Here is a 12,815-nt window from a genome sequence, read left to right on the forward strand (position 1 = left end):
CATGCCGTCGACTCTTGACCGACTGGCCGAGGGAACGCTCGACTGGCTGGGGCACAACCTGGAGTTCTTCGACCCGTGGTCCGCGAGCGCCCGGTCGGCGACGCACGGACCGGTGAAGGCCGTGCTCGAACTCGCGCTGCTCTGTCACTGCCAGAGCCGGTTCGACGCACGGGACGACCGGCTGAGCGAAGGCGCCGCGCTCATCCGGGCCCTCTGGCAGAGCCGCGAGTTCCAGCGGCTCATCGACTCCCAGCCCGAGTACGCCCCCCGGTACGGACTGATCTACGCCGCGCTGGCGCCCACCGGGATCGACGACCGGCTGTGCCGGGCCACGATCGCGCGGCTGGTCGCCGACGGCCACCTCTCCGCGCGCGGTCAGTCGCCGTACCAGCGGCTGGAGACCCGCTTCTACGCGGACAAGGCCGGCGCCGAGCACGACGTCGAACCGTACGAGGAACTCGTCGCGCTGAGTCCCCTGGTGACTTTGGTGGGCACGGCGGCCTCGGACGGCGCACCGCTGTCCACCGAGGATGCGTACGCCCTCACGCACTCGAGCTTCTTCCTCAGCGACTTCGGCCGCCAGAAGCCGGGGCCGGCCTACGCGCTGGAGCGGACCGACGACCTCGCCCGCCGGATGCTGGACCACTGCGTCGAGCACGACCGGTGGGACCTGGTCGGCGAACTCGTCATGACGCGGTTCTGCCTGGGCCACGACCCGCTGGACACGCCGTCGGGAGTCGCCGCCGTCGAGTGCCTTGTACGGGCTCAGGCCTCCGACGGCGCGATCCCCGCCCGATCGGCGGCGCTCCTCCCGACGGCCCCCGTCTCGGCGGCCGAGGCCTTCCGGAAGGCGTACCACACGACGATCGTCACGGCCCTCATGTCGTTGATGCTCACCTCGGCGCGCCCCTGATGGCCCGTCGGCTGACGCTGATCAACCCCGCCTACACCCGGCTGTGGGTCGGGCAGGTCGTCTCGTCGGTGGGGGACGCCGTCTTCAGCACCACTCTGGTGTTGTGGGTGGCGGCCGTCCTGGCCAAGGGGCGACCGTGGGGCCCGGAGGCGGTCAGCGGCGTCATGGTCGCGACCGGCGGCGCGGTGCTGCTCGTCGGCCCGCTCGCGGGGGTGTTCGTCGACCGGTGGAGCAGGCGCGGCGTCATGCTCCGTACGGAGGTGATCCGCGGCGCGCTGGTGGCCCTGCTGACCGTCATCTCGTTCCTGCCCGCCCACGTTCTCCCGGTCGGGGTGTGGCTCGGCCTCATCTACGTGACCGTGTTCACGCTGAACGCCGCCGGCCAGTTCTTCATCCCGGCGCGGTTCGCGGTCATCGGGGACCACGTGACCGGAGAAGCCGACCGGGCCCGGGCGGCCGGCATCGCCCAGGCGACCGCGCAGACGGCCTGGATCATCGGGCCGCCGCTCGCCGCGCCACTGCTGTTCAGCGTCGGACTGCAGTGGGCGCTGCTGTTGAACGCGCTGTCGTACGCCGTGTCGTACGTCGCCATCCGGTCGGTCGCGCCGGGGCCGGACGACGTGCCGCGCAGGACCGCGGAGTCCGGGCGAATGGGGCTGCGTCAGGAGTTCGTGGCCGGGTTGCGCTTCTTCGCCGGCAACCGGTTCCTGATGGCGCTGCTGGCGCTCGCCGTGATCGGCCAGGTCGGTACCGGCTCCTTGAACACCCTGAACGTCTTCTTCGTGACGGGGAACCTGCACTCGTCCGCGCACCTGTACGGCTATCTCGGCATGGCGATGGGCCTCGGCGGCGTCGCCGGCGCGCTGTGCTCCGGCCGGGTGGTGGGGTGGATCGGGGCGCGCCGGACCACCTGGATCGGCCTGCTGGTCAGCGGCCTGATGCTGGTCGTCTACTCGCGCCAGGGCGGCTTCGTCGGCGGCGTCGCCTCGATCTTCGCCTTCGCGGTCCCGCTCACCATGCTGAACGCCGCGATGTCGCCGATGCTGCTCGACGCGGCGACCCGGGAGTACACGGGCCGGGTGATGGCCGTGTTCTATCCCGCCACGCGGCTGGCGTCGATGCTGGGCGCGCTCGCGGCCGGCTGGCTCGCCGGCTCCGGCCTGCGAAACTTCGCGGGCTCGGCGGCCGGCCTGCGGTTCGGCCCCATCGACACGATCTTCGCGCTGGCCGGCGTACTCGTCATGCTCGCCGGTGTCTACGCAAGCATCGCCCTCCCCACTTCGGAGCCGGAACCGGTCTCCGAGCCGGAACCGGCCTCCGAGCCCGAGGCGACATCGGCACCCGAGGCGACACCGGCGCCCGACGCGGTGCCCGGACCCGACGCGGCGCGCGCCGCCCGGACGCCGGGTGGCACTCGGTGAGCTGCCCCGCCTGCGGACGGCACACCGGCGAGTCGGATCGGTTCTGCGCGGGCTGCGGCGCCCCGCTGGCGGCCGGGACGGCGCAGCAGGAGACGCGGAAGAAGGTGTCCATGCTGTTCCTGGACATCGTCGGTTCCACCGCGCTCGCGGAACGGCTGGACCCCGAGCCGTTGCGGCAGATCATGGACCGCTACTTCGAGGCCTGCGGAGCGTGCATCGCCGAGCACGGCGGGGCGGTGGAGAAGTTCATCGGCGACGCGATCCTCGCCGCCTTCGGCGCCACCGTCGCCCACGAGGACGACGCGGTCCGCGCGGCACGCGCCGCCGCCGGGGCACTCGCGGCGCTGGAGGACGTCAGTGCCGAGCTGAGCGCTCACTACCAGGTGAGGCTGGAGGCGCGGGCCGGGATCTGCACCGGGGACGTCGTGGTGATCACGATGCCCGGCGAGGACTTCCGCGTCATCGGCGACTCGGTCAACACCGCGAGCCGGCTGCAGACCGCCGCCCAGCCGGGGGAGATCCTGCTCTGCGCCGATACCGCCGCCATGGTCCGCGGCAGGGTCGGTATCGATCCCGTCCCGCCGCTGCGGCTGAAGGGCAAGGCCCGCCCGGTTCCGGCCTGGCGGGTCACCGACGCGGTCCCACGCGAGGACCGGCCCGCGCCGGCGACGCCGTTCATCGGCCGCGACGACGAACTGGACGAACTGCGGCACGTCTTCCGGCGTGCCAGGCAGAGACGGCAGGTCTGCCTGGCCACGGTGCTCGGCGTACCCGGGCTCGGCAAGTCGCGGCTGGTCCAGGAGTTCCTCGCCACGCTGGCGGACGACGAGGTGACCGTGCTGTTCGGGCGCTGCTCGGCGTACGGCCGGGGCATCACGTACAAGCCGCTGGCGGAGATGCTCGGCTCGTACCCCGGAGGGTGGCGGGCGATCACCCGGCTCCTCGACGGGGCCGCCGATCCGGCGGCCCGGAGGGCACACCGCTTGGCCGCGCGGACCCTGACCACGGTCGTCGGTGAGGACGCGGACCCCGGCCAGGACGAGGAGACCGATCGCGGCGAGAACGTGGTCCGGGACGGAGCCGACGGCCGGGACGAGGAGGTCGGCCGGGGCGGGGACACCGGCCAGGTCGGGGTCGAGGACATCGCCTGGGCGGTACGGCACCTGCTCGACGTCCTCAGCCGGGAACGTCCCGTGATCCTGGTCTGGGAGGATCTGCACTGGGCGGAGGCGACCCTCCTGGACCTCATCGACGAGATCACGACCTGGCTGGACGACGTCCCCGTCCTGCTGCTGTGCGTCGCCCGTACCGAGCTGCTGGACGTCCGCCCGGCCTGGGGCGGCGGGAAGCCGTGCGCGATGACGCTGGAGCTCGGCGAGCTGACCTACGAGCAGAGCGCGGAGCTGGTCGGCCGCCTGGTCCTGCAGAGCGACGTGTACCCGCAGGAGTACCAGGACGTGTACGGCCGCGTCGCCGCGCAGTGCGACGGGAATCCGCTGTTCGCCGAGCTGCTGGTGGACGTCCTGGCCGAGACCGCCCCCGGCGCCCAGACGCCGCCCACGATCCAGGCGATGCTGGGCGCGCGGCTGGACCGGCTGCCCGCCACCGAACGCAGGCTGCTGGAGATCGCCGCGGTCATCGGGCGGGAGTTCACCCGGGACCTGCTCCAGGTGATGGCCGACGCGGACGGGATCGGCGCCGCCGTGACCGACGAGCTGCTGGCGCGGCTGGTCCGGCGGCGGGTCTTCCAGCGCGGCCCGGCCGGCACGTTCCGGTTCGCCCAGGCGCTGTTGCGCGACACCGCGTACGACTTCACGCCCAAGACGCGGCGCGCGCACTGGCACGACCTCCTGGCCGAATGGCTGTCCGGACGGCATTCGCAGGACGCGATGGCCCTGGCGTACCACGTCGAGGCCGCCTGCCGGTTGCGCCGGGAGCTGCGGCCGGGCAGCCCGAGCCTGCCGCCGCTGGCGGAGACGGCGGCGAACACCCTGATCGCGGAGGGCATGAACGCGCTGAACCGCAAGGACCTGCCGGCGGCGGTCCAACTGCTGGAGCGCGGCCGCGACCTGCTCCCGGCCGGCGACGCGAGGCACACCCCGCTCGCGCTGCACATCTGCGACGCCGGACTGTGGCTGTGGGACGAGGCGCGGTGCCTGAGCGCGCTGGCCGCCGCCGAGGCCGCGCTGCCGGACGATCGGCGCAACTCGGCCACGTGCGCGATCCAGCGCGGCATCGTCATGCTCCGCCTCGGCCGGGCGCCGGCGGAGACGGTCACCGCGGACGCGGCCCTGATCGCCGCGGCCCTGGAGCACGACCCCGAGGACCACCTCAGCTGGTGCCGGCTGCGGCAGCTCCTCTCCTACCTGGACCTGCTGACCGAACGGGCCGCGTCGGCGGAGGCGTCGCTGCGGCTCGGTCTGACACAGGCGCGCGCCATGGGGGACCGGTACGAGGAGGACCGGCTGCTCTGCGCCATCTGCGAACTGGCGCAGTGGACGCGGACCCCGGCCGTTCCGGGACTGGACCTGTGCGCCATGCTGACCGACCGGTTCGCCGCCAACCGCGCCCTGCTCGTCCCGGTCCTGGTGACCCGGGCGCACCTGGAGGCGCTCACCGGCGACATCGACGGCGCGCGGCGTACGCTCGCGGACGCGTTGGCGTACTCCCGCGACCTGCACGTCGACCTCGCCGCCGCGGCGGTCATGGACGCGCACGGCTTCGTCGAGTCGCTGGCCGGCGCGCACGACGCGGCCGAGGCGCGGTACCGCCAGAGCCTGAGCGTGCTGCGCGCGACCCGGAACACCGTCGACGCCCAGACCACCGAGGTCGCGATCGCCCGGGAGCTCTTCCACCAGAACCAGTTCACCGCCGCGGCGTCCGCGCTGGACCGGGTCGAGCGGGAGGGCGGGCTGACGAGCCTGCGCGCGCGGATCGGCTCGGCCGCGCTGCGCGGCCGGATCGCGTCCGCGCAGGGGCGGCACGGTGAGGCGGTGACGGCGGCGACGGCCGCCCGGGACCTCAGCATCGACGCCGACGACCTCTGCCTCGCCGGGGAGACGCTCCTCGACCTCGCGATCGTGCTCAGAGCGGCCGGCCAGACGGACCAGGCGATGCTCGAGGGCACCGCGGCCCTGCGCAGGTTCGAGGCGAAGGGCGTCACGCTGCCGGCCGACCGGGTGCGCGCGTGGCTGCGGACCGGCGAACCGGGGGATGCCCCGCACGGCACCGTGGTCATGAGGCCGACGGAGGAGGCCCCATGATCGACCTTCCGCCGTGGCGGAAGCCGCCGCGGGACCACTTCCCGGGCGTGCCGGCCTGGAGCATGCCGGCGTCCGCCGTACCCGAGGAACGCTTCGAGGTCAGTCCGATCGGGTCCGTGACCCGGGAGTGGGCCTGGGGGGACGCCGACGGCTCCGGGGTCCGGGTGTGCGTGCTCGACAGCGGCGTGGACGCGTCGCATCCCCTCGTCGGCGGGCTGGACCGTGCCATGGACGTGGTCCCCGGAGAGGACGGGCCGGTCGTCGTGCCGACCGAACCCCGCGACGAGGCGGGTCACGGCACGGCGTGCGCGAGCGTGATCCGGTCCATCGCCCCCGCCGTGTCGCTCACCTCCGTACGTGTCCTGGCGGGCGGCAGGCACGGCACGGGCGCCGCCCTCCTGGCGGGGCTGGGCTGGGCGATCGACGAGGGCTACGACATCATCAACATGAGCCTGTCGACGACGAAGCCGCAGTTCTGCGACGCGCTGCGCGAGCTGTCGGACCGCGCGTACTTCCGGCGTTGCGTCATCGTCGCGTCCGCCCACAACATGCCGGTACGCAGCTATCCGTGGCCGTTCGCGGCGGTCATCTCGGTGGCCAGCCACGACGGGCCGGACCCGATGACCTACTACTACAACCCGTCGCCGCCGGTCGAGTTCTACGCGCGCGGAGTGCGGGTTCGCGTGGCCTGGAGCGGCGGCCGGGAGATCCTCAGCACCGGCAACAGCTTCGCGACCCCGCACATCGCGGGCATCAGCGCGCTCATTCTCAGCAAGCACCGTTCGCTCACCCCGTTCCAGCTCAAGTCCGTCCTCTACTCGGCCGCCGAGAACGTCGCCGAACCCACTGGAGGCGCGCATGTCGACTGACCTGCCGGAGAGCGCCGACCTGACGCAGCAGAGGCTGCTCCAGTCCTTCGTGGAGGTGGCCCGCAGCATCTTCGGCGCCGCCGCCACGTCCGTGCTGCTGGTGGACCAGGCGACCGGAGAGCTGGTCTTCGAGGCGGTCGCGGGGGAGGGCGACGAGCACCTGCCGGGGACCCGCTTCCCGGCCGGCACGGGAATCGCCGGCTGGGCCGTGATGGGCGGCCAGCCGCTCGTCGTCGACGACGTGTCGGAGAACCCGATGTTCGCCCGGGCAGCCGCCGAGTCCACCGGTTACGTGCCGCGCAGCATCATGGCCGCGCCGCTGATCGCGGATGGCGAGTGCATCGGCGTGCTCGAGGTGCTGGACCGCGACAGCCGCCCGCGCTGCGACCTCGGCGACATGAACTCGCTCGGCCTCCTGGCGACCGAGATGGCCAGTGTCCTGGAACTGCTCGTCCAGGTACGGGACACGGCTCCGCCCGTGGGGAGCCCGGAGTTCGACCTGCCGCTGCTGCGCCGCGTGGCCGAACGGCTCCCCACGGCGCCCGAGCACGTGACCGCCACGGTGACCAAGCTCCTGGTCATGGCCGACGAACTGCTGGCCGACGGCGATGCCTGACGGCGTCGCGGCCTTCTTCGACCAGCTCTCCGAACCCGCCCGCGTCCTCGACGTCCGGCCACGGCCCGTACCGTGCGTCCTGCTCCTCAGCCGCTCCTGCGACGCCGCCCTGGACTCGGTGCAGGACCTGCTCGCCGGCGCGGGGGTCCGCGTGCTCCGGCTGAACTCTGACGAACTGACCGCCGCCGGCCTGGTGGTCGACACGGACGGCCGCGCCGCCTGCGTGCGGGGCCGCTGGATCGTTCCGACCGTGACCTGGACCAGGCACTTCGCGGTACGCGCGATCGATGACGGCGGCGACCCGGCGCACCGGATGTTCCTCCAGGACTCCTGGCAGGCCGCGGCCGGCGAGCTGGCGGCGATCTCCCCGACCGGCATCGGGCCGTACGGGCCGGGGCCGCTGTCCCAGTTGCGCCTCGCCCGCCGCCACGAGGTCGCGGTGCCGCGGACGATGCTGACCACCGACCCGTCCCGCGCGCGGGACGCGTTCACGTGCCCGCGGCTGGTCGTGAAGGCCGTCCACCGGCACTTCGTCGAGGCGGCGCCGGGGCGGCTGAGCGGGATCTTCCCCACGATCGTCGAGCGGGCCGCCCTGCCCGGCCGCCCCTGCCCCGGCCCGCCCGTCCTCGTGCAGGAGTACGTCGAGCACGAGGCCGAGTGGCGGGTCTACTACGTGGCCGGGCAGGTGCACGGATTCGAGGTCGGCAAGGAGTCGCCCGCCGATCCGTGGACCGCGGCGGACCGGGTCGAGGTCCGGTCCGCCGAACCGCCCGCGGCGGTGCTGTCCGCGACCACGCGTCTCGCCGCCGCGATGTCACTCCGCTACGGCGCGTTCGACTTCCTCCTCCGCGACGGCGTCCCGGTCTTCCTGGAGGCCAACCCGGACGGCGACTGGCGCTGGGCGGAGGAGAGGGCCGGCGTCACCGCGGTCACGACCGCGGTGACCCGCATGCTCACCGACCTGCACCGCGAAGCACTGGCCGGCTCCTTCGACCTCCTCGGCTTCCTCGCCCGCCCGACTCGCACCCGATGACGCGCGTACCGGGTGCGGGTCGGCCCGGTGCCTCAGCAGTCGACCAGTTCGGGGCTCTGGTTGAGGATCTGGGCGCGGGCGCCGATGAACTCCCGGTACGCGCGGCCGGCGCCGGGGCGGAAGACGGCGACGCGGTGGCAGTTCTGGAAGGCCAGCCGTACGCCGAAGTGGTCCTCGAGGGCGGCGCGCATGGCGTCGCTGGCCATCATCCGCAGGAGCTGGCCACGCGCGGCCTCGTCCGGCGGCGGGGTCTGGTTGTCGGCGAACTCGCCGTCGCCGTCCCGCAGCCGGTCGACGAGACCGCTGACGACCTCCCAGCCGTAGGGCAGCGAGGTGCGGGCGCAGCGTCGAGGTCGAAGGACGCGCGATCGAGCGCTGGGCCGCACGCGTCGCCGCCGAAGCGGGCTTCACCGACGTGGACCACACCGTGGAGATCTTCGGTCGGTGCCCCGACTGCGCAGCCGAAGACAGCTGACGTGCGGGCCACCGTTGATCTCGACGTTGGTGCCCGAGACGTTCTGGCGGCGCGCGTTGCCGCGTCGCGGTGCCCTCGCGGTACCGGTCGCCGGCGCCGCCGGTGCCCTGCTGCCCGGATGCGAATGCGCGTCGGTTCCGGTCGCGGGCGGGCTGATGGCCCGTGGCATGACGCCCGCCGCCGCGCTGGCCTTCCTGCTGTCCTCGCCGGCGATCAACCCGGTGGTCCTGGTGGCCACGGCCGTGGCCTTCCGCGGTCATCCGGAGATGGTCGTGGCCCGGTTCGTGGCATCGCTGCTGGTCGCGGTGGCGGCCGGGTGGCTGTGGCTGCGGTTCGGCCGTACGGAATGGCTGCGGATCCCGCGCCGCCCGCGCCTCGCGCAGGACACCCGCCGGGCCGCGTTCGCCGCGGCGATGCGGCACGACCTGCTGCACACCGGCGGCCTGCTCGTGATCGGCGCCGCGATCGCCGCCGCCCTGAACGTCACGGTGCCACCGTCCTGGACCGCGGCCGTCGCGGCCGCCCCGTGGCTGTCGGTCGCCGTCCTCGCGATGCTGGCCGTGGTGATGTCGATCTGCTCGGAGGCCGACGCGTTCGTCGCCACGAGCCTGACCCAGTTCTCGGCGACGGCGAAGTTGGCCTTTCTCGTGGTCGGCCCGATGGTGGACCTCAAGCTCATCGCGTTGCAGGCCGGCACTTTCGGGCACCGTTTCGCGGCACGCTTCATCCCCATGACCTTCGCCCTGGCCGTTGCCGCGAGCGTCGTCGTCGGCCGGGTGCTGCTGTGAGAACGGCCGCCCAGAACGTCGCTCTCCTCGCGGCCGGTGGGGCGCTCCTGTGGATCACGCTGGCCGGGCACGAGTACCTGCACTACGTCCGTCCCGGCTTCCGGATCCCGCTGATCACCACCGGCGCCGTGCTGTGCGGGCTCGGGGCGCGCGGCATCGCCGCCACGTGGCGCCACGCCGACCGCGGAGCCGCCGACCGCGGAACCGATGATCACGGTCACGGGCCACGGGCCGCCTGGCTGCTCCTCCTCCCGCCGCTCGTGATCGCCGTGGTCGCGCCCGCGGCCCTGGGCTCCTTCACCGCGGTACGCGCGACCGACCGGGCCCCGCCGCCGGCCGGGCACCGTCTCACCACGCTGCCGGCCGGCGGTCCGGCCCGGATCTCCCTGACCGAGTTCACCGCCCGCGCGTTCCAGGCCAAGGCCGGGCACGACACTTTGACCGGACGCCAGGTCACCCTGACCGGCTTCGCCCGCCCGGCCGGCCCCGGCCGGTGGCAACTGGTCCGCCTCCGCATGACCTGCTGCGCGGCCGACGCCGTCCCGATGCGCGTCGTCATCGGCAACGCGCCCGCGCCGCGTCCTGGCACTTGGACGCGGGTCACCGGTACGTGGTCACCGACCTGGGCGCACCTCGACGGCGTCGCCCTGCCCCGGCTGACCGCGACCGATCAGGGGCGCGTCACCGAACCCGCCGACCCCTACGAGTAGGCACGGACCATGGAGGATCCGCCATACGCGCGGCCCGCGTTCGGCCGCTCACCCGGCGGCCTGTTCTAGGCGAGGCGCAGGAGCCGCTTGAGGAGGGACGGCGGGTTCAGCCCCCGGTCGGCGACGAGGGGAGTGGCCGCGGCGCCCGCCTGCACCGCGCCGACGCACGCGCCGGCGGAGGCCTGGCGCGGCGGGGCGCCGGTGACGCGGACCGGAACGGTGAGACCGCCCCAGCCGACCACCGTCACGGGGGCGGTGGCCCGCAGCGGGGTGTGTCCGCCCAGGCCGTCGTCGACCAGCGCGACCTCCGCACCCGTACGGGCCAGCGTGACCGAGGTCAGCGCCTTCTCCGCGGCGATGATCAGCGGCTGCGCGGCCTCGATCGCGCCCATCGCGCTGGGCGACCGCTGCCCCATGACCGCGCCGACGATCGTCGTCGTCACGTTCCCCTTCCGCTTGCGGACGGCGAAGACGAAGTTGCCGCCCGCCGCGTCGGTGTAGCCGGTCTTGCCGCCGACCACCCCGTAGCGCCCGAGCAGGGCGTTGCCGGCGGTACGCGACGGACGCCCGTCGTTGGGCACGTAGGTGTGGTGGTTCACCACCTCGGCGAACGCCGGGATCCGCATCGCGGCGGTCAGCAGTTTGACCTGGTCGGCGGCCGTGCTGACGGTGGTCGAGTCGTACCCGCTCGGATCGGTGTAGGTGGTGCCGGTCATCCCCAGCGACCGCGCGGTCGCGTTCATCTTCGCGACGAACGCCTGCTCGTCGCCCACGTCCCAGCGGGCCAGTTCGTGCGCGATGTTGTTCGCCGACACGAGCAGCAGCGCCTCCAGCGCCTTGCGCTCGGTGAACGCCTGTCCCGCGACGACCTCGACGAGCGACTCGCCCCGCTCCTTGCGCGCCGGCAGTTGGGCGGCCTCCTCGCTGGAGATCCGGTACGTGGGACCGTCCGTGCCCGATGCCAGCGGATGGTCGTTCAGGAAGACGTACGCGGTCATCACCTTGGCCACGCTGGCGGTGGGGATCGGTGTCTGCCCGCCGTACGACCCCATCGTTCCCAGCCCGTCGACGGACAAGGTCGCCTGCCCCTGCTGCGGCCAGGGCAGGTCGGGGGCGGCACCGCCGAAGGTGTGCCGGGTGGCCGCCAGGGTGAGACGTAGCGCGGGCCGGGGCGTCGGCCGTACCAGCTGTCCGGTCACGACCAGCGCCAGCAGCATCAGCACGGCCACGGTGACGATCCAGCCGGTGCGCCGCCGCTTGCGTCGCGGCTCCGCCTCGGGGGCCTGGGCCGGAGCCTCGGCCACAGGCGGCCGTACGGCCTGCGGCGGAGCCGCCGACGGGGACGGCAGCGCCAGCGGCGGGAGCGGTGCGTACGCCGCCGTGGGAGCCGGGAGCGGAGCGGGCGCGTGCGGGCCCGCCGCGGGGGCCGGAGCAGGGGCGGGGGCGGGCGGACCCGCCGCAGGGGCCGGGAGCCGGGTGGGCATGGGCAGGCCGTCCCGCTGGGTCGTGTCCGCGAGACTCCCACGGGTGGGCGGGCGGCGTACGGGAAGCGGCTCCTCGACCGTCCGTGGAGCCGTGGGGGAGGCGTAGGAGGAGGGGCCCTGCGCGGGCGCGAACCACCCGGGCGTCTCGGTGCCCGGCGCGGATCCTTCGCGGTCCGGAGCGGGACGGGTGAGCGCGGTGTTCGCGCCCCTGTCACGCGGTGGCACGGCCGGCTCCGTCTCCTCGCGGGTGCCTCCCGAACTCGGCCGGGGGGCCGGTTCGAAGACGGAACGTTCGGGGCGCGGCCGTTCCCTCGGAACCGTCGGGCGAGGCATGTCCATGACCGTGAGATCGCTGGACACGGCGGGCACCCGCACCGTGCGCGGAAGCTGGAACGCCGCGGTCGGCGTACTCCCCTCCTCCCGGGCCGCCCCGTCTCTCTCGTCGACGGAAGGCCCGTGCCCAGGGTCGGGTTCGGGCTCGTCTCCGGATTCGGGCTTGTCTTCGGGGTCGGGCTCGTCTTCGGGCTCGACCTCGTGTTCGTCTTCGGGCTCGTGCTCGACCTCGGGCTCGTCGCCGGGCTCGGGTCCCTCAGGCTCGTCCGCCTGCTCGGACCGTGCGTCAGCGGAGACCGCCGTATCGTCGTCGGCCTCGACTTCGAGCGGTTCGTCCTCGTCGGCCGCGGGCTGTTCGCCGGCCTCGGCGTCACCGGTTTCGGCGGATTCGGCCGACGGCTCCGGCACCTCTTGGTCGTCCCGCTGCTCGGCCACGGCGTCGGCGTCGGTCTCGTCCTTCTCCGCCGCCTCGCCGCTGAACGCCGCGGCCGGCCGGCCGAGCTCGGCCGTCGCTTCGGACTCCGGCTCGGACGCGCGTACGGGTTCCGACGGCGCGGAGTCCTCCTGGCCGGAGGCGGGCGCGTCGGACCTGGCGTCGGCATCCGCGACGCCTGCTGAGCCGGTGTCCGGCTCCTCCTGTGGTTCGGTGCCGGGGCCGGGATCCTCCCGTTGCGGCGTCCCAGCGGCCTCGTTCCGTGCGTCGTCGGGCTCACGGGACACAGCGCGACCTCCTCGGCTTCGTAACCAGGAAAGACGGACAAGGAGAGAGCGCCGGTCGGGTGCGTGATCTTGCCGTCGTGCCTGATAAAGACGCGCGGGCAGGCCGGAAGGTTCGCATCGGCGTCCAGCGTCCGCATCCGCGCCCGAACGATCGGGTCGAGGAGCTCACGGTCGGTGAGCTTGGCCGGGT

Annotated in this window: 10 protein-coding genes; 8 read left to right on the top strand and 2 right to left on the bottom strand. The window is 73.7% G+C overall.

What is annotated here, in order from left to right:
• Window position 1 precedes the first annotated feature (1 nt).
• The 6 genes from AB0L00_RS18400 to AB0L00_RS18425 are packed head-to-tail and all read left to right on the top strand — an operon-like array spanning window position 2 to window position 8,115.
• Window positions 2–913, top strand: a complete 912-nt coding sequence (locus AB0L00_RS18400) for a hypothetical protein (protein WP_364435200.1) — start codon at window positions 2–4, stop codon at window positions 911–913.
• Window positions 913–2,334 (top strand): MFS transporter, encoded by a 1,422-nt coding sequence (locus AB0L00_RS18405; RefSeq protein ID WP_364435202.1) that lies wholly within the window; start codon window positions 913–915, stop codon window positions 2,332–2,334. Before AB0L00_RS18400 ends, AB0L00_RS18405 begins: the two co-directional genes overlap by 1 nt.
• Entirely contained in the window at window positions 2,331–5,597 is a 3,267-nt protein-coding gene (locus tag AB0L00_RS18410; RefSeq protein ID WP_364435205.1) for an adenylate/guanylate cyclase domain-containing protein, read from the top strand. Before AB0L00_RS18405 ends, AB0L00_RS18410 begins: the two co-directional genes overlap by 4 nt.
• Entirely contained in the window at window positions 5,594–6,466 is an 873-nt protein-coding gene (locus AB0L00_RS18415) for a S8 family serine peptidase (RefSeq protein ID WP_364435208.1), read from the top strand. The genes AB0L00_RS18410 and AB0L00_RS18415 overlap by 4 nt, the downstream gene beginning before the upstream one ends.
• A complete protein-coding gene (locus AB0L00_RS18420) occupies window positions 6,456–7,082 on the top strand; it encodes a GAF domain-containing protein (protein ID WP_364435211.1) in 627 nt (208 codons plus the stop codon). The genes AB0L00_RS18415 and AB0L00_RS18420 overlap by 11 nt, the downstream gene beginning before the upstream one ends.
• On the top strand, window positions 7,075–8,115 hold the full coding sequence (locus AB0L00_RS18425) for a hypothetical protein (protein ID WP_364435213.1): 1,041 nt from the start codon (window positions 7,075–7,077) through the stop codon (window positions 8,113–8,115). The genes AB0L00_RS18420 and AB0L00_RS18425 overlap by 8 nt, the downstream gene beginning before the upstream one ends.
• A gap of 32 nt (window positions 8,116–8,147) precedes the next feature.
• Here the strand turns inward: AB0L00_RS18425 and AB0L00_RS18430 are convergent, their stop codons facing one another.
• Entirely contained in the window at window positions 8,148–8,501 is a 354-nt protein-coding gene (locus tag AB0L00_RS18430; RefSeq protein ID WP_364435215.1) for an SCO5389 family protein, read from the bottom strand.
• Window positions 8,502–8,619: 118 nt separating this feature from the next.
• Between AB0L00_RS18430 and AB0L00_RS18435 the strand changes: the two genes are divergently transcribed.
• Together AB0L00_RS18435 and AB0L00_RS18440 are read left to right on the top strand one after the other, a co-directional pair.
• Window positions 8,620–9,378, top strand: a complete 759-nt coding sequence (locus tag AB0L00_RS18435; RefSeq protein WP_364435218.1) for a permease — start codon at window positions 8,620–8,622, stop codon at window positions 9,376–9,378.
• The gene (locus AB0L00_RS18440; protein WP_364435221.1) at window positions 9,375–10,088 is read left to right on the top strand and encodes a TIGR03943 family protein; all 714 of its coding nucleotides are present in this window, start codon (window positions 9,375–9,377) and stop codon (window positions 10,086–10,088) included. Before AB0L00_RS18435 ends, AB0L00_RS18440 begins: the two co-directional genes overlap by 4 nt.
• Window positions 10,089–10,153: 65 nt before the next feature.
• Here AB0L00_RS18440 and AB0L00_RS18445 read toward each other — a convergent pair whose 3' ends face one another.
• On the bottom strand, window positions 10,154–12,625 hold the full coding sequence (locus AB0L00_RS18445; protein ID WP_364435223.1) for a hypothetical protein: 2,472 nt from the start codon (window positions 12,623–12,625) through the stop codon (window positions 10,154–10,156).
• Window positions 12,626–12,815: the final 190 nt, after the last annotated feature.

Source organism: Actinoallomurus sp. NPDC052308 (genome assembly GCF_040679195.1).
Classification (GTDB): Bacteria; Actinomycetota; Actinomycetes; order Streptosporangiales; family Streptosporangiaceae; genus Actinoallomurus; species Actinoallomurus liliacearum.